The organism is Opitutus terrae PB90-1, from assembly GCF_000019965.1.
GTDB lineage: Bacteria > Verrucomicrobiota > Verrucomicrobiia > Opitutales > Opitutaceae > Opitutus > Opitutus terrae.
Map to the genome: position 1 here is coordinate 1,233,064 of NC_010571.1, position 24,201 is coordinate 1,257,264.

General features: G+C 66.3%; 14 protein-coding genes. 9 read left to right on the plus strand and 5 right to left on the minus strand.

From position 1 onward, the window contains the following. Window positions 1–34 precede the first annotated feature (34 nt). The 4 genes from OTER_RS26095 to nagB form a co-directional block, all read right to left on the minus strand. Window positions 35–1,270, minus strand: coding sequence for an acyltransferase family protein (locus OTER_RS26095; protein WP_012373829.1), 1,236 nt, complete (start codon window positions 1,268–1,270; stop codon window positions 35–37). Between the two features lie 125 nt (window positions 1,271–1,395). Further along, on the minus strand, window positions 1,396–3,207 hold the full coding sequence (locus OTER_RS05060; RefSeq protein WP_012373830.1) for an MFS transporter: 1,812 nt from the start codon (window positions 3,205–3,207) through the stop codon (window positions 1,396–1,398). A 57-nt stretch (window positions 3,208–3,264) separates the two neighbouring features. Next, window positions 3,265–5,319: a family 20 glycosylhydrolase gene (locus tag OTER_RS05065; RefSeq protein WP_158305359.1), complete on the minus strand. Its 2,055-nt coding sequence runs from the start codon at window positions 5,317–5,319 to the stop codon at window positions 3,265–3,267. 184 nt (window positions 5,320–5,503) lie between these two features. Further along, window positions 5,504–7,471, minus strand: a complete 1,968-nt coding sequence (gene nagB / locus OTER_RS05070; protein ID WP_012373832.1) for a glucosamine-6-phosphate deaminase — start codon at window positions 7,469–7,471, stop codon at window positions 5,504–5,506. A 241-nt stretch (window positions 7,472–7,712) separates the two neighbouring features. On the opposite strand from nagB, the gene OTER_RS05075 reads away from it, so the two are divergent. From OTER_RS05075 to OTER_RS05095, 5 genes are all read left to right on the plus strand, one after another. Further along, window positions 7,713–8,576: a helix-turn-helix transcriptional regulator gene (locus OTER_RS05075; RefSeq protein ID WP_012373833.1), complete on the plus strand. Its 864-nt coding sequence runs from the start codon at window positions 7,713–7,715 to the stop codon at window positions 8,574–8,576. A 398-nt stretch (window positions 8,577–8,974) separates the two neighbouring features. Next, window positions 8,975–9,430 (plus strand): hypothetical protein, encoded by a 456-nt coding sequence (locus OTER_RS05080; protein ID WP_012373834.1) that lies wholly within the window; start codon window positions 8,975–8,977, stop codon window positions 9,428–9,430. A gap of 140 nt (window positions 9,431–9,570) precedes the next feature. Then, window positions 9,571–11,268 carry a TonB family protein gene (locus tag OTER_RS23730; RefSeq protein ID WP_012373835.1) on the plus strand — a complete coding sequence of 566 codons (1,698 nt, stop codon included), beginning with the start codon at window positions 9,571–9,573 and terminating at the stop codon, window positions 11,266–11,268. A gap of 25 nt (window positions 11,269–11,293) precedes the next feature. After that, window positions 11,294–12,694, plus strand: coding sequence for an energy transducer TonB (locus tag OTER_RS23735; RefSeq protein WP_012373836.1), 1,401 nt, complete (start codon window positions 11,294–11,296; stop codon window positions 12,692–12,694). Window positions 12,695–12,933: 239 nt separating this feature from the next. Next, the gene (locus OTER_RS05095) at window positions 12,934–14,460 is read left to right on the plus strand and encodes an RtcB family protein (protein WP_237702447.1); all 1,527 of its coding nucleotides are present in this window, start codon (window positions 12,934–12,936) and stop codon (window positions 14,458–14,460) included. 42 nt (window positions 14,461–14,502) lie between these two features. Here the strand turns inward: OTER_RS05095 and OTER_RS26585 are convergent, their stop codons facing one another. Then, window positions 14,503–14,868 carry an energy transducer TonB gene (locus OTER_RS26585; protein WP_012373838.1) on the minus strand — a complete coding sequence of 122 codons (366 nt, stop codon included), beginning with the start codon at window positions 14,866–14,868 and terminating at the stop codon, window positions 14,503–14,505. A 381-nt stretch (window positions 14,869–15,249) separates the two neighbouring features. Between OTER_RS26585 and OTER_RS05105 the strand changes: the two genes are divergently transcribed. The 4 genes from OTER_RS05105 (at window position 15,250) to OTER_RS05120 (ending at window position 24,043) form a co-directional block, all read left to right on the plus strand. Then, window positions 15,250–19,029 (plus strand): TonB-dependent receptor plug domain-containing protein, encoded by a 3,780-nt coding sequence (locus OTER_RS05105; protein WP_044891582.1) that lies wholly within the window; start codon window positions 15,250–15,252, stop codon window positions 19,027–19,029. Between the two features lie 207 nt (window positions 19,030–19,236). After that, window positions 19,237–20,178, plus strand: coding sequence for an HAD family hydrolase (locus OTER_RS05110; RefSeq protein WP_012373840.1), 942 nt, complete (start codon window positions 19,237–19,239; stop codon window positions 20,176–20,178). A gap of 18 nt (window positions 20,179–20,196) precedes the next feature. After that, complete coding sequence (locus OTER_RS05115; RefSeq protein ID WP_012373841.1) at window positions 20,197–21,705, plus strand: MFS transporter; 1,509 nt, start codon at window positions 20,197–20,199, stop codon at window positions 21,703–21,705. A 7-nt stretch (window positions 21,706–21,712) separates the two neighbouring features. Continuing rightward, a complete protein-coding gene (locus OTER_RS05120; RefSeq protein WP_012373842.1) occupies window positions 21,713–24,043 on the plus strand; it encodes a glycosyl hydrolase family 65 domain-containing protein in 2,331 nt (776 codons plus the stop codon). Window positions 24,044–24,201 lie beyond the last annotated feature (158 nt).

Below are 24,201 nucleotides of genomic sequence, written 5' to 3' on the forward strand. Positions count from 1 at the left end.
CTGCCGCACGTGGGGGGCCGCGGCAGAACCGGCGTCACACGCGCAGGAAAATCTTCCGCTGATGCATGAACCCAGCGAGCACGAACACCAGTCCGAGACTGACGAGTGTGACCACGATGCCGCCGAGTCCGGGCGCGATATTCGAGTCGAGCCATTCACTGATGTCGCCGCCGACGAGCCGGGCCGCGGCTTCGCGGAAACCGACGATCGTGGAGAGTAGGTACAGCGTGATCGGATTCATGCCGATCCAGACGAACGGCTGACACCAGCGGCGCCATTGCCGGACATCGATCACGTAGTAAAACGCCGCGAGCAGCAGGAGGCTCCAGCCGCCTGCAACCAGCACGTACGAGGAGGTCCAGAGCTTCTTGATGATGGGAAACTGAATTCCCCACAGCCATCCCGCGGCGAGCGCAGCGACCCCGGCGAGCGCGAGTGTGACGACTTTGTCGTGGCCACCGATATCGGTTCGCCGCAACAGCAGTCCCGCGAAAATTCCCAGCAGGCACGTGGCGATCGCCGGCAGCGTGCTCAGCAATCCTTCCGGATCGTAGTAGTGATCGTAGCGCGCGCCAGGCAGGTAAACGTAGTCGAGGTGATTCGTCAGGTTGAGCCCGGGCTCGAATCGACCGGTCACGCGGGCCGTGGTCTGATCGAACAGCTGCCGCACCTGCGCTTCTGCCGGAAAACCCTGCGCGTCGCGCGGAGCGTCAGGCAGGTGCGAGACGAGGGCGGCGCGGTCGAGCTGCACGTCGCGAATCGGGATGAACGTGAGCAGCGCCCAATAGCCGACGAGCAGCAGTGCGGTGACCGCCGCCAGCACGCGTGGCTTGAAGAAGACGAAGAGCAATCCGGCGGCGGCGTAGGCGAGCGCGATCCGCTGCAGCACGCCGACGAGCCGCACGTCCGGCCATTGGTGAGCGAGCCCGCCGTTGTAGAAAATTCCGAATGCGAGCAGCAGCAGCGTGCGGCGGAGGATCCGCTTCACCGCCGCGGCGCGGCCCTCGCGGGCGACCAGCGATGTGAGCGAGAACACCGTCGACACGCCGACGATGAACACGAACAACGGGAAGATCAGGTCGTAGAACGCGAAGCCGGCCCAGTCCTTGTGTTCGAGTTGCCCGGCGAGCGCGCGCAGCGTGGGCGACAGACTCATCGCGCCGAGCGCGAGCACCAAGGCATCCGCGCCGAGGATCCAGAACATGTCGAACCCACGGAGCGCATCGACCGACACGAGCCGGGGAGGGGAAGACGGGGTTGGGGTGGACATCGTGAAGGAGGGGCTGCGTCAGCCGAGCGGATGCGTGGCCGCGCAGGCCGGCTGGGGCGGGTGAGGTTCACTGCGCGCAGAGCGCAGCAAAAGTGCGACGTTCAACAGGGGCGACGAGGTTGCCATCAGGCCTTTTTTCCGCGGCGACTGAAGTGAGCTTCGATTTCCTCGAGCGTCTTGCCCTTGGTTTCCGGCAAGAGGAACGTGGCGGTGACGAAGTAGACGACGGTGCAACCGGCGAAGAGGAAAAAGATCGTCGAGTAGCCGTACCGGCCGACGGTGGGCAGGAATACGGCCGCGATGGTCGTGGACACCCCCTGGTTGATGAGCAGCGCGATGCTCATCCCGTTGGAACGGATCCGCGTTGGCATCAGCTCGGATAACGCGAGCCAGACGCACACGCCCGGGCCGACGGCGAAGAACGCCATGAACGTGAAAATGCCGATGGCCGTCAGCCAGCCGTGACGCTCCGTCGGCACCGGTGTGATCAGTGCATTCTCGATTTTCAGCGGAGCGGTGCGGGCGGTGGCGAGATCGGCGAACGGATTCGAGAAGAAGGCGACGACCTTGTTGGGCGGCACGCAACCGGCGCGGGTCAGCTCAAGCGGCGCCGCGGCGGGGTCATCGGAGCGCACGGCCTTGGTGGCGGTGCGAAAGTCGCCGTAGGAATAAATCACCACCAGTGTCGCCGGACCGCGTGCGATCGCCCGGCCGGCTTCACCGGCGGTCGCCAGCAGCGTTGGCAGCGTCGCAGTGTTGAACGGCACTGTCGCTGTTTGTTCGATCGACACGGTGGCTTGGACCGCTTCGCGCACGTCGACGCGCCGCGACTCCGGTTGGCGGAACATCAGCCCGACGAACACCAGCGACACGATAATGCCGGCGCTGCCCAGCGAGAGGAGAAACTTCCGGCCCTTGCGATCGACCAGCACGACGGCACCGATCGTGACGAGGAAGTTGACGAGCGTGAGGATGAGGTAGCCCCAGTGGGCCTGCACGTCGGACAGGCCGCTCTGCAGCAGGATCGTCGTGTTGTAACCGATGATCGAGTTGACGCCGGTGGCCTGGTTGCAGGCGAGGATCACGCAGGCGAGCACGAAGGGCACGACGTATTTGCGGCGCAGCAGTGATTCGCGCACGCGCGCACCGGCGGTGGCGGCCTGAGCTTTTTCGGCGGCGATCGTCGCGGCCATTTCCTGCAGCTCGATCGTCGCCTGCTCGTCGGAGCGGGAACGCAGCAGCGCGGTGCGTGCGGCGTCGGTGCGGCCGCGGCGGAACAGCCAGCGCGGAGACTCCGCCACCAGAAAACCGCCGAGCACGAAGAGCGCGCCGGGTGGCAGCGAGACCCAGAAGATGCTGCGCCACGCCTGGTCCTTGAAGGCGAACAGTTCCGCGGGCGAGCCGAGCCGCGCGACGTCCTCGACGCGGATGCTGAAGTACATGCCGATGGCCGCGGCGGCGACGATGCCGAGGGTCAGCAACCATTGGAAAATCGCGGTGCCCTTCCCGCGGTGAGCGGCGCCCAGACACTCCGCGAGATACAGCGGGACCACGACCCCGATCAGGCCCGCGCTGACACCTTGCAGCAGCCGGCCCAGCACCAGCGGCACGTAGCCGTCGGCGAGAGCGATCATCGGGATGCTCGCGACGAAGAGCACGCCGCTCGCGATCATCAGCGGTTTGCGGCCAAGCCAGTCGGCGAGCAATCCGGCGAACAGCGTCGAGATGACGCTGCCGAGCAGCACCGCGGCGACGATGAACGAGAGCTGGCCGGCATTGAGCCCGGATGTGGCCTCAAGATACGGCAAGGCGCCGGCAATGATGCCGACATCGACGCCGTAGAGCAGGCCGCCCAGGCCGGCGACGAGCAGCAGGAAGCGATTGTATCCGCTCTTGCGGTTGTCGGGGATCACAACAGGTGCAGGCGAGGTGGACATGAAGTTGGGGTTAACTGCGGATAAAATCCGTCGGGCCCTGTTACCGGCCGCAAGTATTTACGGAGCGGCGGCGGTGACGAGCCGACGGATGGCTCCGAGCGCGGGCAGCTGGACGGCGTCGTGCGGTTCGGCGGCGCGTTCCAGCACGGTGAATTGTTCGGTGCGCCACGCCGGATCGCGCGCGTCGCCGCGGGCGATCGCTTCGAGCGCGGCCAGTCCGACGGCGCTGGCCTCGGCCAGCGACTTCGCGACGGGCGCGCTGTCGCGACCGAGCAACGCGCGTTGCGTCAGCAGATCGGCGACTTCGAGTCCGGCGGCTTGCCAGGCGAGAAGTTGCTCACGGAGCTCTTGCAGAGCGGCAGCGGAATGCCCGTCGGGACGGCGGGCTCCACCCAGCAGTCGGTCCACGGCGACCGTGAACTCACGCGCGGTGTTGCTCTCGGGCCGCGCGCAATCCGCCACGCGGGTGAGCGGCGTCGCCTGCCGGTGCTCGGCATGATACCGGCCGCGCTCGTAACCTTTCACCGGCTCCACGGCCTCGACGAAGATCCGCAGGTTTTCCAGGTCCTCGGCGCTGGCGCCGTCGCCGGCGAGCCGGCGCAGCATCGCGGGGCGGTTGCGCTCGTGATTCAGCCCGGTTTCCTCGAGCCGCTGACTGACGATCGCAAGCCGGCGGTACATATCAGCGACGTCGTTCACGTCGCGCGGCGACCACAACCGCTCCGCGATGGCGGCGGTGCGTGGCCAGATCCGCGAGTCGATCGTCTCAGGCGAAACCCACTCCGCCCACATCGTCGCTTCGCCGCCGAGGATGCGTGACTGCTCCGCCAGCGGGATGGCGGTGTCTGCCGGCAACGGATCGTTGCGGTAGTGATCGGCGGCGGAATAACAGAGATCGATGTAGTAGCCGTTCGACAGGATGGCGGCATGGCCGGCCTTCGCGGCCGCGGCGAGTCCGGTCGGACCACGCCACGAATGCACGATGGCATCCTGCGGCAGATCCGGGTGCAGAATCTCGTCCCAACCCACCATCTTCTTGCCGTGCTTCGTGAGGATGTCGCGCACGCGACGGTTGAAGGTGGCGTGCAGTCCCTCGTTGTCCTTCAAGTCGTGCTCGCGAATGAACGCCTGGATCCGGGCGTTCGCGTTCCAGTGCTTGCCGTTGTTTTCGTCGCCGCCGATGTGGAGATACGGGTCCGGGAACAGCGCCGCCATTTCACCGAGAAAATCTTCGAGCAGCGCGTAAACCTTTTCGTTGGTCGGATCGAGGACCGGATCGAAGATGCCCCAGCCGCGCTCGATCACATAGGGGCCGGGGGCGCTCGCGAGTTCCGGATACGCCACCGCCCAGCTCGTCGCGTGGCCGGGCATGTCGAACTCCGGTACGACGCGAATGCCCCGCGCGGCGGCGTAGGCGATGATCTCGCGGATCTGGTCCTGCGTGAAATACAACCCGTCGGAGCCGAGCTCGTGCAGCCGCGGATGCGTTTTGCTCTCGATCCGAAAACCCTGGTCCTCGGTCAGGTGCAGGTGCAGCACGTTGAGTTTCACCAGCGCCATGCCATCGAGGTTGCGCTTGAGGACCTCCATCGGTTGCCAGTGCCGGCACACGTCGATCATCAAGCCGCGCCACGGAAACCGCGGCGCATCCTGGATCTTCACGACCGGCACGAACCAGCCCCGCGCGTCGCGCTGCAGCAGCTGGAGCAACGTCTCGAAGCCGCGCAGCGCACCGACGACGTTGGGCGCGCGCAGCACCGCCTGCGCCGGGCTGACTTCGAGCGAGTAGGATTCGTCCTCGCCGAGCGTGGGCAGCGCGGAGCCGGCGGCGGAGCATTCGACGACGAGGGCGGCGCGGCTCGTGTCGCTCGCGAGCACAAATTCCGCCTGGGGCGTGCGTGCGAACGTGAACCCGGTCCGCTCCTCCCAGCGACGGAGCGCGCGTGAGAGTCCGGCGCGGAGCCGCGCGTCATCGTGGCCGCGCAAGCTGACGGAAAACTCCGCGGTGACCGGCAGCCGGCCTTCGGCGAACGCAAGCTGGGCTGGCGCCGGCAGGAGGTCGTGCGGCGCGGGCGCGGCGGAAATCGACACGGGCAGGGCAACAGCGAGCATGGCAAGCAGCATAATGGGGAGGTGGAGCGCGTGGCCTCCAACGCGCTTGTCCAAATCAGAGTCCGGCCCGCGAGATAGCGGCAGGCTTCCGTGCCGGCCGCCGAATGCGCTCGCCCGGCAGGCACGGAGGCCTGCCGCTACACGCCAGCGCGTTGAGGGCAACGCGCTCCACCGGGGATTCAGTTCACACTTCGACATGGCTCAAGAACTCCTCGGGTGACATGCGTTTGAAAGCCTCGATGGCTTCGTATTCCGCGAGCCCGAGCGCGTTGTAGGCGTCGGCGAGCTGGCGGCTGCGGTCCTCGGTGCGCTGCCAGAATTCCCGGCGGTCGTCGCCGAGGAAGAGCGCTTGGTCCTTCTGCGTCTCGTGCCGGAAAATCGCGCGGCGCCGGCGCAGGACCTCCTGCGGGCTGAGCGGCACGGCGAGGTCGATTTCGTCGAGCTCCCAACCGGCCCACGCTCCGCGATAAAGCCACAGTTCGCTGGCACCGAGCCAAGGCTCACTCGTACAGCGGGCGAGCGCCTCGCGGAGCACGCGAAGACACAGCCGGTGCGTGCCGTGCGGATCGTCGAGATCGCCGGCCGCGTAGATCAGGTGCGGCCGCAGCTCGGTCAGCAGCCGGTGCATGATCGCGACATCCGCGTCGCCGATCCGGCGCCGGCGCGGGCTGTCGCTCTCGTAGAACGGCAGCTCCAGGAACCGCAGCCGCTCGGCGGGCAACCCGAACACGCGGGCGGCGGCGATGGCTTCGAGCCGGCGAACCAGGCTCTTCCACCGCAACAGCGCCGGACTCGGCGACATCGCGCCCGTCTGCTCGAACTCGAGACACCACCGTTTCGCTTCCGTCGCGGATTCACCGGTCAGCACGCCCGCCTCGCCGGCGAACCGCAGCTTCGACCACATCGCTTCGTCGGACACCGCGCCGGAGCCGGACACTTGATAGGCCACATGTACATCGTGGCCTTGCTCCACGAGCCGGCAGAGCGTGCCGCCCATCGAGATCACGTCGTCGTCGGGATGCGGGGACAGCACGAGCACGCGTTTGGGAAACACCTCGGCGGACGAGGCACGCAGCGGCCACGCCGGCGCGTCGCCGGGCCGCGTGCGGCGTGGGTCGCGTCCGCCGGGCCAGCCGGTGATCGTATGCTGCATCTGATAAAACCCGGCGCGGTTCGTCTCGTAGGCCGAGCCGTGGACGCGCAGCAGATCCTGTAGCCCGGCCTCGTTGTAATCGTCGTCGGTGAGCTTGAGCAGCGCCTTCTGGCGGCGTTGCGAGAGCCAGAGGATGGCGCGCCGCTGCATGCGGTCGTCCCATGCGAGCCCCTGGTCTTCGAGCGCGCCGACGAGCCACGGCATGCGGTAACGCGTGAGCTGCCCGGCGGCCGTCTGGTCGAGCACGAACAGCGCGTGGTCGTGTTCCTGGAGAAACGAGGCGGTGACCTGCGGCGTCATTTCGCCCTCGACCGCGGCGCGCACGACCGCGGCTTTGTGCTGACCCCACGCCATCAGCACCACCTGGCGCGCTTCGAGGATCGTGGCCACGCCCATGCTCAACGCGTAGCGTGGCGTGTGCTCCTCGTCGCCGAAGTCGCCCGAGGCGTCGCGGCGCGTGAGCGGGTCGAGCGTGACGAGCCGCGTGCGTGAGCGCCGGGAGCTGCCCGGCTCGTTGAAACCGATGTGGCCGGTCCGGCCGATGCCGAGGATCTGAAAATCGATGCCGCCGGCCGCGCGAATCGCTTCCTCGTACGCGCGGCAATGCGCGTCGATTTCCGCGGCCGCCACGGTACCGGACGGCAGGTGGATGTTCGCCGGCGAAATGTCCACGTGGTCGAACAGGTGCACCTGCATGAACCGGCGGTAGCTCTGCGGATGCTCCGGCGGCAGCGGATAATATTCGTCGAGGTTGAACGTGACCACGTTCGCGAAGCTCAGGTGCTCCTCGCGGTGGAGTCGGACCAACTCGGCGTAGAAGGCAACGGGCGTGGAGCCGGTGGCGAGCCCGAGCACGACGGGTCGCTTTTCGTGCTGCCGCTGGCGGATCAGCGCGGCGACCTCGGCCGCGACGGCACGCGAGGCGTCGATGCTGGACGGGATCACCGTCAGCGCGAGGTGTTCGCAGCCGTAGCGTGGCAGTGGAACCAGGGAGTGCATGAGGAGGACAGCTTGGTCCGGTGTGGTGAGTTCCGCTTTGCTGGAGATTCGCGGCGAGACGAGCTGATCGTTCTCGTTCTCCTAATCGTTCTCGTTCCCTCGGGGGTTCCGCTCCCCGAGCTGAGAAAGAGAAAGATTACGAGAAAGAGAAAGAGTTGGGGCGGAGTGCATGCGATCACCGACATATTACGACTGGCGGCCGGGATAAAAAATGGCAGAAACGACGATGTTTTTAACAGAAATGACTTCCAAGCCCGATCTCACGACGCTCGTGAACCGGTTGCCGCAGCCGCCGCATCCGCTGATGGGCCGGCGGCCGGGCGCGGTGGCGCTGCCCGACAACATCGTGTGCTTCCAGCGCCGCGCCGCATCGGAGCTGAACCGTCCGCGGCGCGGGCGGGCGCTGCACCATCGTTGCGTGCTTATCCTCGCGCTGCGCACGGCGGTGACGGTGTGCGTCGACGATCGCGTGCTGCGACTCGGCGCGGGTGAGGGACTCATCGTGCTGCCGTTCCAGTTTCACCATTACCTGCATCCGCAGAGTGAGAGCATGCTGTGGTTGTTCGTGACCTTCGACCTGGCGGACACGAGCCAGCTCGCGTCGCTGCGGTTCAAACCCTTTCCGCTCACGCCTCCGGTGCAGGGCGTGGCGACGGAGTTTCTCGCGGCCTATGAGCAGGAGGGTCGCGAGTCCGACCTGCCGGCGCTGCTGCTCGCGCTGCTGCTGGCGCGCGTGCGCCGGCTCGCCCGGACGCCGCGCCGCGCGCCGCTCGAACCCGAGGCGTCGCCCGGCGTGGTGATGCAGGTGAACCAGCTTGCGCAGAAAGGTCCGGAGCGAAGCGGGATCAAGCAGATTGCCCACACGCTCGGCATCAGCCCGAGTCATTTGCGCGCGCGGTTCCGGGCCTCGTGCGGCGTCAGCATCGGCCGGCACTTGCGTCGGCTGCGGCTGGAGAAGGCCTGCGGGCTGCTGCGGCTGACGCCGAACCGCGTGTCGGAAGTGGCGGAGCAGTGCGGGTTCAATTCGATCTATCACTTCAGCCGCGCGTTTCGGGCGGCGTATGGCATTTCGCCGATGCAGTACCGGCATGCGGATAAGCGGTAGGCTCTGGGCGGTAAGCGCAAAGCCGTCAGCCTGGGAGCGCGGGCGTCTCGCCGGCCCGAACGAGATGGCCGCAAAAAGGCGCAAGAGGCGCAAAAGCGAGCGCCCGACACGACGACGGATCGCTCGTCGTGACCCGCGCGGGTCCTGCGGATCGAGATGGAACGCGTCGCCCTGAACGCGTTCGACGCGCACGCGCAACTGCGTCGATTGCGACGCGGCGGTGTTTCAGCGAAAGTCTCACGGGTTCCGCTACGGAAGCACGTTGGGCAACGCGCTTACCTCGGCCGATGCGTGCCGCTTCCAGCTTACCGCCCAAGGCCTGCCGCTTATCGCTGCTCGCCCGACGCCCTCGCTTCTTCACCCTTGCGCGATCGAACCGAGCCGAGTCCAGTGCGGACATGAAAGTGTCGTTCACCACGAAGGAGTATGCGCGCCTGCTCGAGCTGGTGCACATGGGGCTGACGATGGCCGGAGCCCGCGCGGATGATCCGGCCACGATGCCGGAACGTTACGGCGACGTCGCGCAAAAGGTGCTCGGGCTCGCCGAGGTGTTCGGCTGCGCCGAGCTGGTGGAAACCGACGTGAACGGGGAATATTTTCCCAACGAGAAACTGACGGGCGGCGTGCCGCAGGAGAAGATCGACGCGTTTGTCGACGACGTGTTCTGGAGCGAGCTCGTGTCGCGGCTCGCGGCGCGCGATCTCCGCGCGGAGATCGGCGCCGAGGCGGCGGAGATCGAGGAACTGCCGGAGGAACACGAGGACAAACTGGGCGAGTTTGAGGACGGCTACTGGCGCGAATTCGAGGCGAACGGCGTCGATCATCTCCACGTGCTCCGCGGCGGCCGCGGCTGAGGTGACGCTGACCTCGGTTTGTTGGCGGGCCACCCCCGCCGAGGCGCCCTTAGCGGCAGCGTGAACGGGACGTGCCGCCTTGGCGCGGTGCACGCTAAACGCCGTTGACCCCTGAAGCGCGCACTGCAGGTTTCCTGCAAATGTCGCCGGGTCCCCGCTGGTTGCTCCGCTGTTGCGTGCCGCTGTTCGTGTTGGGCTGGCTGTCGCTGATGCTGGCGCAGGACGTGACGGTGGGCCCGATCTCCTGGCTCGACGCAGACGACCCGCCGGACCAGTTGCCCACGAGGAAAGCGGCGTTTCGCCCCGAATTTCCGGAGGAGCTGAAGCAGAGCCCCGACCTCGGCTGGGCCATGTTTGAGATCTGGCTGAGCGACGATGGCCGTAGCGTGCAGCTCGTCACCTACGGCACGCAGCCGGCCTATGCGGATGCGCTGGAGCACAGCTACGATGCCCGGCTGCGGTTCAAGCCGGGCAAGCGCGACGGCCGCGCGGTGAACACCCGGGTGCGCGTCACAGCGGTTTTCAACCCCGCCGGCGCTGCGCTGAAACGCGCTGACGCCACGCCGCGGTTGCTCGACGCGCAGGTGATCATCGACCCGCGACAGAAACCCGAACGGCGCGAACCGATGTGTTCCAATCGCACCGTTTGGGCGAACGTCCGCGTGCGCCCGAACGGCGAGGCGACGCTTGCCGGCGGCGCGCCCGATGAACTCGCCGACCTCCTGCGCGGGGCGCTGCCGCAGTGGCGGTTTGCGCCGGCGCGGCGGGGCGGTCAGCCGGTGGAAGCGGAGCTGCGCGTGCCGTTCATTGTCGTGCCGCCCGAGGCGACTTCGGGCGGGGAGCAGGTTCCGCCGAAGATCCTGCAGGCCACTTCGCCGCATTATCCCTGGTCGATGCAGGCGAGCGGACTGCGCGGAGACGTGGTGGTGGAATTCGTCGTCGATTACGAGGGGCGCGTGCGCAAGCCGATCGTGGTGCGCACGCTCAACCCGGGATTCAACGCCGCGGCGATCGAGGCGATCAGCCGCTGGCGGTTCGAACCGGCCACGGTGCACGGCCGGCCAGTTAATACCCTCGTGCAACAGGGGATTCGATTCGAACTGAGGGACGCACCCGGGGGCGGTTCCGATGGGCTCGAGGTTAAACAGAAAGCCAACCTCTCGAAGCTGCCGCCGGAGCTGCGCTACGACACGCCGCCGAAACTCACCACCCTGGTGCAGCCGAAATATCCCTACGCGCTCCTCCGCGAGGGCAAGCGCGGCACAGCCCAAGTAACGGTGCTCGTGGGCGCGGATGGCCGCGTGCTCGAGGTGCGCGTGGCGAAGGCGCCGCAACCGGAGTTGGGTTACGCACTCGAGGCAGCGGCGGAGATGTTCGCATTCCAGCCTGCGCTCAAAGGCGGGCATCCCATTCCGGCGATGTATGGCTTCGAACACGACTTCGACCCGAGCGAACGCACGCTCGTCCCCGAAAGCGACTGGGCGGCTTTGCGGCTCGAGCAGAAGCATCCCGAGGAGATTCTTACCGCGAACAAACTGGACCAACCCATCAAGCCCGAGACAACGAAGCCGCCGCGGTTTCCCAGCAGCGTTCCGCAGGAGGTCGTGGAGGGCGAGGCGGTGGTCGAGGTGTTGATCGACCACAAGGGGCGCGTGTGTGTGCCGCGCGTGGTGTCGGCCTCGCTTCCCGAGTTCGGCTACGCGGCGGTCCAGGCGGTGGCCGAATGGCGGTTCGATCCACCGACCAGCGGGGGCAAGCCCGGCGCGGTGCGCGTGTCGGTGCCGTTTGCGTTCAAACGGCCTCCGCTCGCCGCGCCCGCCTCGCCGCCCTCATCCTAAGCGCTCGGAGTTCTTTCTTTTCCCCATGCTTCTCGCGCGTATCGGTCTCCTTGCTCTGATTTGCGCCGGACTGCTGGCGGGCTCGATCGCTCGCGCGGCGACCGCTTCCGCTCAGCCACCGGAGCCGCCGCTCGTCGCGGACGGCCCGGCGCTCCTGCGTGAGTGGAGCCCGCCCGTGTATCCGCCGGAACAGCTCGCGAAGAAAACCGGCGGAATGGTCACCGTGCGGTTGATCGTCGACGAGCATGGCATCGTCACGTCCGCGCGCGCGATGCCCGACTCGGACGAGGCGTTCGTCGCCTCGGCGCTCGCGGCCGTGCGGGCGTGGAAATTCGCGCCGGCGATCGAGGAGCAAAAGCCGGCGCCGTGCTGTCTCGAGACCCTCGTGGCTTATTCGCCCGCGCGCGGCCAGCTGAAGCCCTCCGTGGTTCCGCCACAGGAGCAGACCTTCTCGCTGCCGGCCCGCACCACGCCGGAACCGCAGTCGTCACCGCCGGGCGAGTATCCCAGCGTGTTGGTTGATCGCAAACTCGCCGGCGCGGTGCGATTCGGTGGCGTGGTGACGACCGATGGCCGGCTGATCCAGCCCCGGATCGACGCGGCGTCGCACGTCGAGTTCGTGCTGCCGGCCTTGCAGGCGCTCGAACGCTGGGCGTTCAAACCCGCCATGCAGGGCGACCTCGCCGTGCGCGCCAACGTGGAGGCGGTGATGACGTTCGAGGCGCTTTTCGACAAACCGGAAGAGGTGTTGACGGCGAATCGGATCACGGCGCCGGACGGCTCCCCGCCGCCGACCGCGCCGCGGCCGACCTTCGTGGCGGATCCGGTCTGGCCCATCGACGCGCTACTCCGGGGCGAAGAGGGCGCGGCCACGGTCGAGTACCAGGTGACTCCCACCGGCCGGGTGCGGGGGGTGCGGGTGCGCGAAGCCAGTCAGCCGGAGTTCGGTGCGGCGCTGGCGGCGGCGATCGAAGCTTCCGGTTACGGGCGCACGCTCGGGGATCCCGGCGCGCCGCCCATCGCGCTCATGCAGCGCGTCGCGTTCAAGGCGGTGCCCGCCGATTTGACAGAGTCGACGGATCCGATCGCGCGGCTGGTGATCGCCATGCGAGCCGGCCAGATCGGCTCGGCGAAGGGACTCGACCGCAAGCTCGCGCCGATCTATCGCGCGCCGCCCGCGTATCCGGGATCTCTGGTCAGCGCCGATGGCGGGCCGAAAGGCCGCGCGGAGATCGAGTTTGTCGTGGACCGCGAGGGACGCGTGCGGCTGCCGCGGATCGTCTCGGCCACCCAGCCGGAGTTTGGTTGGGCCGCGGCGACGGCGATCGCGCAATGGGTGTTTCAGCCTCCGACCCGCGGCGGTCAGCCGGTCGACGTCAAAGTGAAAATCCCGTTCGAGTTCGCAGCGGTGACGGCGCCGGAGTGAAAGTGATCCATTGACGCGCCAGGTGCCGGGCGCGCAGAGAAGAAAGGCGCCCAGCCAGCGGAAACGCGGAGAACGCGGAGGCCGCGAAGTTTTTGAGCTTCTCCGCGCCCTTCGCGTCCTCTGCGTTTCAGATCGAATGCTCCGCTGGTTTGCGGGCTTTGCGTTCTCTGCCGTTGACCGAGTCCCGATCCGACCGCGGTCGACAAATCGAGCATCGCCGCCCACGTTGCTGGATGGGCATGGAAATCAAAGCGCGCGACCTGATCGCGGCGGGTTGGCGGGAGGATGCGCGCATGGGGATGGTGCTGAAACGCGCACGCGAGCTCGAGGCGACGGGACTCGATCGCGCGGGCGTGCTCGCGGCCCTCGAGGCCGATTTCCCGAAACTCGCGCTGCGGGCAGAACTGCGCAGCACGCCCGCGGGTTGCAGCGAGGCGATCGCGGCCGAGACACCGGCCGAAATCGCCAGCGTCGCGGCCTCGCGCGCGCGGATGCTGGAGCTGTTGCACGTGCCGGTGATCAAGCGCGGAGCCCTGATGCCGGACACGTGTCCCGCGGGCGCGGGGATCGCGACGATTCCGGTCGGTGGTGCGATCGAGGTGGAGAACGCGCTACTGCCAGGCGCGCACTCGGCGGACATCTGCTGCTCGATGTTCGCCAGCTTTTTCGCCGACAACCGTCCGGTCGGCGAACTGATGGATCACCTCTGGGCCTCGACGCATTTCGGCGCCGGCGGCCGGCCACGCGGCAAGCAGTTTTACTCCACGCTGCTGGAGGAGCCGGTGTGGGATAATCCCTTTCTCGCCGGACTGCAGGGCCGCGCGCGCGAATTTCTCGGCACTCAGGGCGACGGAAACCACTTCGCCTACGTTGGTCGGATTGAGTTCACGCCGGACCAGCATCGCGCGATCGCCCGCGCCGGGGACACCGACCTCGCCGCGGCGATCGAGCGGCGCGAAGGTGGTTTCCACGTGCTGGTGACGCACCACGGTTCGCGCGCGTTGGGCGCCAATGTCTACAAACACGGGATGATCGAGGCGCGCGCGTGGATGCGGCAAAACGCGACCAGCATCCCCGAGGCGGCCGCTTGGCTGCCGGCGGACTCGCGCGAGGGGCGCGACTACTGGGCCGCGCTGCAGTTCGTGGCCCGATGGACGCGGGTGAATCACGCGCTGATCCACGACGAGTTTTTGCACCGTGTGGGTTTGCGGCCGCTGGCCCAGCTCGGCAACGAGCACAATTTCGTGTGGCAGCGCGGCGACGCGTTCTATCACGGCAAAGGCGCGACGCCGGCTTGGCGCGACGCGAAGGGTCGGCCGCTGCTGGGACTGATTCCGCTGAACATGGCGCGGGAGATCCTGATCGTGCTCGGCGGCGACAACGACGAGTTTCTCTCGTTTTGTCCGCATGGCGCCGGACGCAACCTCTCGCGCAAGGCGATGCTCGCGCCCTACCGTGATGCCGAAGGCGACATCGATCCGGCGCGGGTGAAGCAGGTGCTCGCCGAGACGACCGGCGGACTCGACATCCGCTGGTTCAACGGCGCGCCGGATTTGTCGGAGACGCCGCTCGGCTACAAGGACGCATCCAAGGTGAAGGAGCAGATCGAGCGGTTCCAACTCGCGTCGGTGGTGGGCGAGATTCATCCGCTCGGCTGCATCATGGCCGGCCAGGCGGCCGAGCCGCCGTGGCTGCAGAAGAAGCGTGAAAAACGCGCCGCGCACAAAGCCGCGCGGCGCGAGTGGACGACAGAGAACGAAGAGTAACCCGGTCGGCGAGAGCCGCGCGGCGCGCCGCACCGCGCTGGCTCAGGATTCGGCCCCCAGCGTCAGCGGGAAGATGGCGCGCACCGGCACCGCCCGGCCGTTTTCCAGCATCGGCTGGAACTTCCATTGCGCGATCACCGGCAGCAGCTTTTGCTTGAGGTCCTCGGGCATGAAGCCCACGGGCGCCACGTCATGTACGTTGCCCGCCGCATCGATGATGAAGGTGAGTTTGACGGTGGCGTCTTTGAAGCGCGAAGGCAGCCCCGTCGGCGCGACGACCTGCACGGGAACGGGGCGAACGGTCGAGGCGGTATCAGCGGTGATGGGCGTGTCAGGAGTCGCGGCGGCGGCGCCGGTGGCGAGAAGCGCGGCGGCCAGGAGCGCGCCGGGAAGGAAGGATTTTTTCATAGGAGCAGGAGAGGGGGGAATGTGTTTTTCCGAGCGCGGAGTGGTTGAAGTGCGCTCAGTGACGTGCGGGAAAACACGGCGGCGGCCGGAAAGGTTACAGCAGTTGCGAGTGATGACACAAAGGTGCCGGCCCGCGCGGGGCCGCCGATCGAGCGAACGCGTTGCGTCGCGGGAGGCGTCGGCCAGACGCCTTCGCCGCGAGCACACGAGGGCCCGCGCCACGACGGCCCGCAACGTTTGCAGACGAGCGATGTAGCGCCCGGCGCCGCGTACGATATCGCTGATCACATTCACCCCTCCCAGCCGCCTGCGGCTGAACCCCGTCCTGTCATCTCCTCTATGAAATCGAGCAAACCAGTTCCGACTACCCCTCGTGCTTGCTTGGGCTCGGCAGAGCACTCCCGCACCTCTCATCGCCGACTGCTTCCGTCCTGGCTGGCCGTACTCTGCGTCGCGGCGCCGTTCGCGGGCGCGCAGACGACCACCCCGCCGGCGCCTGCACCGGTCGAAGACGAAGAAATCATCATGCTGTCGCCGTTCGAAGTGTCGGCGAGCGAATCGGAAGGTTACGCGGCGGCGACGACACTCGCGGGCAACCGGTTGAACACGCAGCTGCGCGACGTGGGCGCGGCGGTATCGGTGGTCACAACACAGTTTCTGCGCGACACCGGAGCCACCGGCAACACCTCGCTCCTGCAGTACACGGTCGGTTCCGAGGTCGGCGGCGTGAACGGCAACTTCGCGGGCACCGGCGACGGCGCCGTGCTGGCCGAGCCGTCCCGCCCGAGCGAAACCACGCGTGTCCGTGGACTCGCGGCCGCCGACAACACCCGCGACTTCTTCCTCTCCCAGATTCCGTGGGACAGCTACAACATCGACCGCGTCGATCTGCAGCGCGGTCCGAACTCGATCCTCTTTGGCCAAGGCAGTCCGGCGGGTATCATCAATGCGGGCACGAAGGTGGCCAGTTTCCGCAACTCGGGCGAGGTCGAGACCCGCATTGGCAGCTACGGCACCCTGCGCGGGTCGCTGGACCTCAACCGTGAGCTCGTGGAGAACCAGCTGGCGATTCGGCTCAACCTGCTCGACAACGAGGAGAAATACCAGCAGGAGGAGGCGTTCACGAACGACCGGCGCGCGGCTGGATCGCTGCGCTACGAGCCGGAGGCGCTCAATCGAAACGGATTCCGGTTCACCGTGAAGGCCGGTTTCGAGACCGGCAGGATCGACAGCAACAATCCGCGCATTCTGCCGCCGCAGGATCAGATTACGCCGTTCTTCGAAGACGGTACCATAACCGTAACGGATCCGAACGGAAGCGCCAGGTCAGTCGCGCGCGGAACGAATCAAGCCACCTACAACGGCTGGCAGCTCTGGGACAACCAATCGGGTCGCATCGGCAGCGGCGTCGCTCGTCCGACCGCCTATGAGCATGCGGGCTCCATGTTGATTCCCTACGCCTCGGATTGGATCAAGAATTCCAACTTCGGCGGCAGCATCAACGCCAACAATCCGGTGGCCTTCTTTGGCAATGGCGGCGGTGCGCAAACCGCCTATTGGGTCACCACCGCGAGTCAACAGTACCAGGGAAACCTCTCGCTCGGCTACGTCACGGCACCCGGGTCCTGGGCCAGCATCGCTCCCACCGCGACTTGGGCGGTCAATGCGAACCTGCCTTACTCCGGCGCGGGCATTTTCAAGAACAACGTCATCACCGATCCGTCGGTCTTCGACTTCTACAATCATTTGATCGACGGCGACACCAAGCGCGAACGGCAGCGGTTCCACCGTGCGACGTTCAATGTCGCGACCACCGCGCTGAACGACCAGATCGGTCTCTCGTTCGACTACAACAAGGAAGCCTACAAGTTCACGCAGAGCGCGCTCCTGGGTGGCAACGTGACCCTGTATATCGATCCGATGGCCGTGTACAACAACGGCACGGCGGACGCGGGTTTGACAGGCGTCCCGTACTCCGACGGCACGGCGAATCCTAACGTGGGCCGTCCCTTTGTTTCCTCGGTCGGCGGCAGCAACAATTCCACTGCCACCGAGAGTGAAGACAAGCGCGTGACGGCGTTTGTCACTCGCGACCTCCGCGAGGATCTTCCGGGCTGGCTGGGCCGGATTGTCGGCAAGCATACGGTAACCGGCCTCTGGGCGGACTCGGAGCAGACCACCGACAATCGTGGCTGGGACAGCTACGGCTACCGCGATCCGAACGTCTATCGACTGCAGGACCCGGATCTCGACCCGCAGACCGTCAACTTCACGTTCGTGCGGCCCGCGATGGTCATGTATCTCGGGCCGTCGTTGCTGGGCAAGTCGGCCACCGGTGCCAGTATCCCGGTGATTTCGGGGACTCCGATGATTGCCAGCGGCGCGGTGACCTATTTCGACGATACCTGGAATGCCCCCGCGAGCGTCCGTCCGACCGATCCTTGGACGAACAATGCGTTCACCCTCGATCCGACGAAATTGGCTCCGGGTTACTTGGCGGCGGCGGGTGCCGGAGCGGTCAATCCCGCCAACTTCACGCAGGCGAACAATCCCGCCAACTACGTGGGCTGGACGACCGCCCCGCTCAACATCACCCACGCTGATTCGGACGCGAATCGCGACGCGTTGACGACGAGCGCGGCGTTGAACCGAGCCCAGACGGTGTCGAAAGCGCTCGTCTGGCAGGGCAAGATGCTCGACGACAGCATCGTCGCGACACTGGGCTGGCGCAGAGACACGGCGAAGGCCTACGGCTTCCAGCGCGTTCTCGGAAACGACCCGCAGATCAACTTGAGCAACTACACCATTACGGGTAGCGCGAATCACGTCCTGGAAGTCGGTTCGCGCTCCGAGAGCTTCGTGGCGCACCTGATGGACTTGCCGGGCCTCAAGGGCCTCACGAAGAACCTGCCGTTCGAGGTCAGTCTTGCGTACAGTCACTCCACGAACTTCCAGCCGCTCGCTGGCCGCGTGAATGTGTATGGTGAGGAGATCGCACCGCCGTCCGGCAAGACGTATGATCGCAGCATCACGATCGCGACGCGGGACCAGAAATATTCGCTCAAAGTCGGCAAGTACGTCACTTCGCAGAAGAACATCACGTCGCTGAACAACATCTTCGCGAACGATTTCAACTGGTGGATCGGCAGCCTGACGAACTACACGAACATGTTCGATCCGGCCATCCAGGGCGGCCCCGTCTGGGGGCCGATGAAAAGCGGCTCCAATATCGAGCAGTACATGTTCAGCGACAGCACGACGACCCAGTCGCCTGAACTGGCGGCGCGTCAAGCCGCGGCGGTCGCAGGAGTGCGCGCGTTCCAGAATGCCGTCGATCCGCGTTTCTGGTCAGCGTGGGGTTTCACCAGCAAAGAGTTCATCCAGTCCAACCAGACGGGGAACCCGTACACGAATGTGAACTCCGTCCCGAACGGCTTTGCTCTCACCGAGGACGGTGTCTCGGAAGGCTACGAATTCGAACTGAGCGCCCAGCCGCTGCCGAATTGGCGGCTGATCTTCAACGCCAGCAAGATGACGGCGGTCCGCAGCAACATCGGCGGCGACGCGCTCAACGAGATGATGGAGCAGATCATCACGATGGTTAACGGCGACGGCGGAAAGATGCACTTCTGGTGGGGCACCTCCGATGTTCCGGATGCCCGGCAGGTGTTCTATACGGGCGTCGGAGCTCCCGGAAACCGCGGCCTCGGCGCGGACTGGGCCAGCCTGAAGCTGATCGAAGGCGCCTCCGCCCCGGAGATTCGTACCTGGCACTACAATCTCATCACGAACTACGATTTCACCGACGGGTTCCTCAAGGGCTTCAGTGCGGGTGGTGCCGTGCGGTATCAGAGCGGGGATACGCTCGGTTATCCTCCGACCGGCAACCCGACCGATCCGGCGAGCCTCGGGTTCGACCTCGCGAATCCCTACAAGGGGCCGTCCGAGACCTACGTCGACTTTTGGGTGGGTTACCGGCGGAAGCTCACCGCGAAGATCGATTGGCGCGTTCAACTCAACGTCCAGAACGTCGGCAAGAATGATGGTCTGATTCCCATCACGGTGCAGGGACCGATCCCGGGCCAGCCCGGCGGAACTCCCGCCGGCTACCGCATCGCTCCGGTGCAGACGTTCACGCTCACCAACACGTTCGAATTCTGAGGTCGTGATGCTGCGCGCGACTCAGCCGGTCGCGCGCAGTCACGAGCGCCTCTCCACGCAACGATGCCGTCATCTGTAGGGCGGGGTCGCCCAACCCCGCCGTGCGCGGCAGTCCGGCGGCAACGGCGGGGTCAGGCGACTCCGACTTACAGGCCGGCTGCGTCGGGTGGCGCAGTTCGCCCCGCTCACTTTTTTCAAACCCTCACCATGTCTCCGTCCATCGTTGTGGCCCACGGTCAACGTGCGCGTGGCACGGGCGTCTCGCCCGTGGACGGCGCTCCGCGCCGCCGAGCCGCGCGCACCGCCGACACGGTGACCACACGGGCGGGACGCCCGGGCCACCGCGAACCTGCCGACGCGCGAGCCGCGAAACCATTTCGGCCCCTCGCGTTCGACGCCGCGATCTTCGACATGGACGGCGTCATCACCGACACCGCGGCGGTGCACTCCGCGGCGTGGAAGCGAATGTTCGACGAGTACCTCCGGCGGCGGGCGCAGGCGCGCGGTGAGCGCTTTCAGGAGTTTGCCCACGAACGCGACTATCGAGCCTACGTCGATGGCCGGCCGCGGTATCAGGGGGTCGCGACGTTCCTGAAATCCCGCGACATCGATCTGCCGTTCGGCGTGTCGACGGATCCAGCCGGCGCCGAAACCATCTGCGGACTCGGCAATCGGAAAAACGAACTTTTCCACGGGATCATCGAGGCGGACGGCGTACGCGTTTACCCGTCTACGCTCGAGCTGATCGAAACTCTTCGCAGCGCCGGCATCCAGGTGGGGTTGGCGACTTCGAGCAAGAACTCCGGGCTGATCCTCGCGAAGACGCGGACCGCTCCACTTTTCGCGACGGTGGTCGATGGTGTCGTCTCGGAGCGGCTGGGGCTGAAAGGCAAGCCCCAGCCGGACATCTTTCTTGCCGCCTGCCGCGACCTCGGCGCGCCTCGGCATCGGGCGATTGTCATCGAGGACGCCGTGTCGGGCGTGCAGGCGGGCGCGAACGGCGGGTTCGGGCTCGTCGTCGGCGTGGCCCGGGAGAACAACGCCGTTGAGCTGCGCGAGCACGGCGCCGACCTCGTCGTGGGCGACCTGGCAGAGCTCACGCTCGATGAGATCGATCGGAAGGTTCGCCTCAAGGCCGCCGGGGCGTGAGTCTCCCGGCCTTTCCCCATGCTTACTCCGCAAAAACCCCGCCTCGGATTCTGGCAGCTCTGGAACATGAGTTTCGGCTACGTCGGAATCCAATTTGGCTTCGCCCTTCAAAACGCGAACGTCAGCCGCATCTTCGAAACGCTCGGCGCGAGCGTGCCGGACATTCCGATCCTCTGGATCGCCGGCCCGGTCACCGGTTTGGTGGTGCAGCCGATCGTGGGATACATGAGCGACAAGACCTGGAACCGGCTCGGTCGCCGCAAGCCGTATTTCCTCGTCGGCGCGATCCTCGCCTCGCTCGCGTTGCTCGTCATGCCCAACTCGCCCGCGCTCTGGTTCGCCGCGGGCATGCTCTGGATCATGGACGCGTCCATCAACATCACGATGGAGCCGATGCGTGCCTTCGTCGGCGACATGCTGCCCGACGAGCAGCGGACGACTGGTTTTGCGGTTCAGACCTTCTTCATCGGCGCGAGCTCGGTGATCGGCTCGCTGATGCCTTGGCTGCTCACGAATGTTTTCCACGTGGCGAACACGGCGCCGGAGGGCGTCGTGCCGGACTCGGTGAAATGGTCGTTCGCGCTCGGCGGCATCGTCTACTTCCTCACCGTGCTCTGGACCGTGGTGTCGGTGAAGGAATATTCGCCCGAGCAACAGCGGGCGTTTCACGGGGAATCAGAGCAACCGCAAAGCGCGGATGTGTCGCAGCTGACGCTCGACGCGGGCCGCTACACCCGGCTGGGCTCGGCGCTGGTGGCGGGCGGACTGCTGGCCAGCGTCGTGATTCGCCAGCTGAGCTGGGATCGCGGGCTCTACATCCTCTCGTTCGGCGCCGGAGCCTACGGCCTGCTGCAGCTCGTCGCGGCACACCGCTATCGCGCCGGGAAAAAGCGCGGGCTGGTCGAGCTCATTCACGATCTCAACAACATGCCGGCCGCGATGCGCCAGCTGGCGCTCGCCCAGATAGCCACGTGGTTCGCGCTCTTCGCGTTCTTCATCTACGCGACGGCGGCCGTGGCGAACCACCACTTCGGCAGCACGGATCCGCGCAGTGCGCTCTACAACGAAGGTGCCAACTGGGTCGGCGTACTGATGTCGGTCTACAATGGCGTCGCGGCGCTCGTCGCGTTTGCGCTGCCGCCGATGGCGCGCCGGCTGAGCCGCGTGAAGACGCACGTCGTCTGCCTGGTGATCGGCGGACTCGGGCTCGGCTCGATGTATTTTTTCAAGAACCCGCAGTGGCTGATCGTCTCGATGATCGGACTCGGCATCGCGTGGGCAAGCCTGCTCACGCTGCCCTACGCGATCCTCAGCAGCGTGGTGCCGTATCGGAAAATCGGCGTCTACATGGGCATGTTCAATTTCTTCATCGTCATCCCGCAAATCCTTGCCGCGGCGGTCCTGGGCCTGCTCGTTCGCACGGTGTTCCACGGCCGCGCAATCGACGCGCTCCTGCTCGGCGGCGCCTCCATGATCCTCGCCGCCGTGCTCATGCTGCGGGTGCAGGACCAGCGGGGGAGGACGTGACCTTTTAATGAAACAGCTTTGGGAAATCAGCACCACCGAATGCGCCGGCAGCAAGGAAAGCATCATGCTCCGGGGCAATGTGTATCAGATTGCCAATGGCGCCATGGGCTATCGCGGCACGCTGGACGAGTTCGGTCCGGCCGAAGCGGTGGGCATCACGCTGGCCGGGATTTTCGATCAAGTGGGGGAGGCCTGGCGCGAGCCGGTGAACGCGCCGAATGGCGGTTACACCCGCGTGTCGCTCGACGGCACCCCGCTGTCGGCCCTGGACGACACCGTCGTGGCGCACCGGCAGGTGCTGCATTTCCGCGACGCGCGGTTTGAACGCGAGACGGTTTTCGCCGTCGGCGGAAAGAAGCTCACGTTGCGTTCGTCGCGGTTCCTGAGCGTGGTCGAGCCGAATCTGGGTGTGATCCGGCTTTCGGTGTCGTGCGACCAGGATGCGGATATCGCGATCGCCACGGGCATCGACTACAACATCTGGGACCTGAATGGACCGCACCTGCGTGAGCTCACGCCGAGCCAGTCGGACGACCTGCTGTGCGTGGACGCCCGGACCCACGAAGCCCGCAAGCGCGTCGCGGTGGCTGAGGCGGTTGCGACCGAACTCGGCGGCAGCCAGCCGCTCGTCGCGGAGAACCGGAACCTGCGGCGCTTCGCGTTTCGCGCGCGGGCTGGGGAAATCTACGTGCTCGACAAGTTTTTCGCGGTGTTCGCCGAGCAGGATTCGCCGGCCACGCCGCCGGCGCGCGGGGCCCTCGAACTCGTCAAGCGCGCGCGGCAACTCGGTCGCGACGCGTGCCTGGCGCAGCACGCCGCCGAATGGCAAAGCCGCTGGGCGCGCTGCGACGTAGTGATCGCCGGCGACGACGAAGCGCAGCAGGCGCTGCGCTACAGCCTCCTGCAGCTGTTGATGGTCGCGCCCGTGCAAGGGAGTGCGAACTCGATTCCGGCCCGGGCGTTGTCGGGGCAGGTCTACAAGGGTGCGGTGTTTTGGGATACGGAGATGTTCATGTTGCCGTTCTTTCTGCACACGTATCCCGAGAAGGCCGTGGAGCTGCTGCGCTACCGGATCCGGACGCTCGACGGCGCGCGGCGCAAGGCGCAGACGGAGGGGCCGGGCTATCGCGGCGCCTTCTACGCGTGGGAGAGTCAGGATACGGGCGACGACGCGTGCACGTATTTCAATATCGGCGACCCGATCACCGGCCGGGAACTGCGCACGCATTTTCGCGACAAGCAGGTGCACATCAGCGGTGACGTGGCGCTCGCGCTGTGGGAATATTTCCGCATTACCGGGGACGACCGGATGCTACGCGAGGGCGGGGCGGAGGTGATTCTGGAGTGTGCGCGGTTCTACTACTCTTACGCGCATTTCAAGAAGGACCGAGGCCGCTACGAGATCCTCGATGTGATCGGGCCGGACGAATACCACGAGCGCGTCAACAACAACGCGTTCACCAATGCGGTCGTCCGCGAGACCTTCGCGATCGCGGGGGCGGTTGTCGCGCATCTCGAGCGCACGCATCCGGCGGAGCTGAAAACGCTGCTGGCGAAGCTCGATATCGCGGGCGAGCTGCCCGCCTTCGCCGACGCCGCCGCGCGGCTGTATGTGCCGGCGCCACATCCGAAGACGCGCGTGATCGAGCAGTTCGAAGGTTATCTGAAGCTGCGCGACGCCTCGGTGGAGGAACTGAAGGCGAAGATGGTGCATCCGAACGAGTATCTCGGCGCCGGTCAGGGGCTCGCCGTGCCGACCAAGCTGATCAAGCAGGCGGACGTGGTGATGATGCTGAACCTGTTTCGTGCGCGGTATCCCACCGAAGTGAAGCAGGCAAACTGGCGCTACTACGAGCCGCGCACGGAGCATGGCTCGAGCCTCAGCGCCTGCGCCTACGCGATGGTCGCGACGGAGATCGGCGAAGGGGAGCGCGCCTACGACTACTTCCTCAAAACCGCGACGATCGACCTCGAGGCGAAGTACAAAGTCTACGTCGGCACGACGTTCATCGGCGGATCGCACCCGGCCGCCAACGGCGGCGCGTGGATGACCGCCGTGTTTGGCTTCGGCGGCGTGCTGATCGAGGAGAACCGGATTCTCATTCAGCCGCGGCTGCCGAGGAAGTGGCGGAGCTTGGAGTTTGGACTGGAACACCGGGGCGACCGTTTCCAGATCCGGATCACCGCGGACCGCGTGTCTGTCGAGCCCGCGCTGACGAATCGGCACGAACACGCGTTTATGGTCGCGGGAGAACCTGTCACCTGCGCACGTGGCAACCCGGTGACGGTGGAGCATGGCCGGAGCAAGCCCGCGCTCTCCGGCTCGCGCGCGATCTGATGTGAACCACGGATGAACACAGCTAGACTCAGAATGAATGAACGATTTCCGAGCGCAGGATTCGGCGCCGCACGCTCACGCTCCTCTGATCTGCGTGCATCTGTGTTCATCCGGGGTTGGTTCGTGAGCGGTTTACCCGATCACGCAGCGGGTTTCCC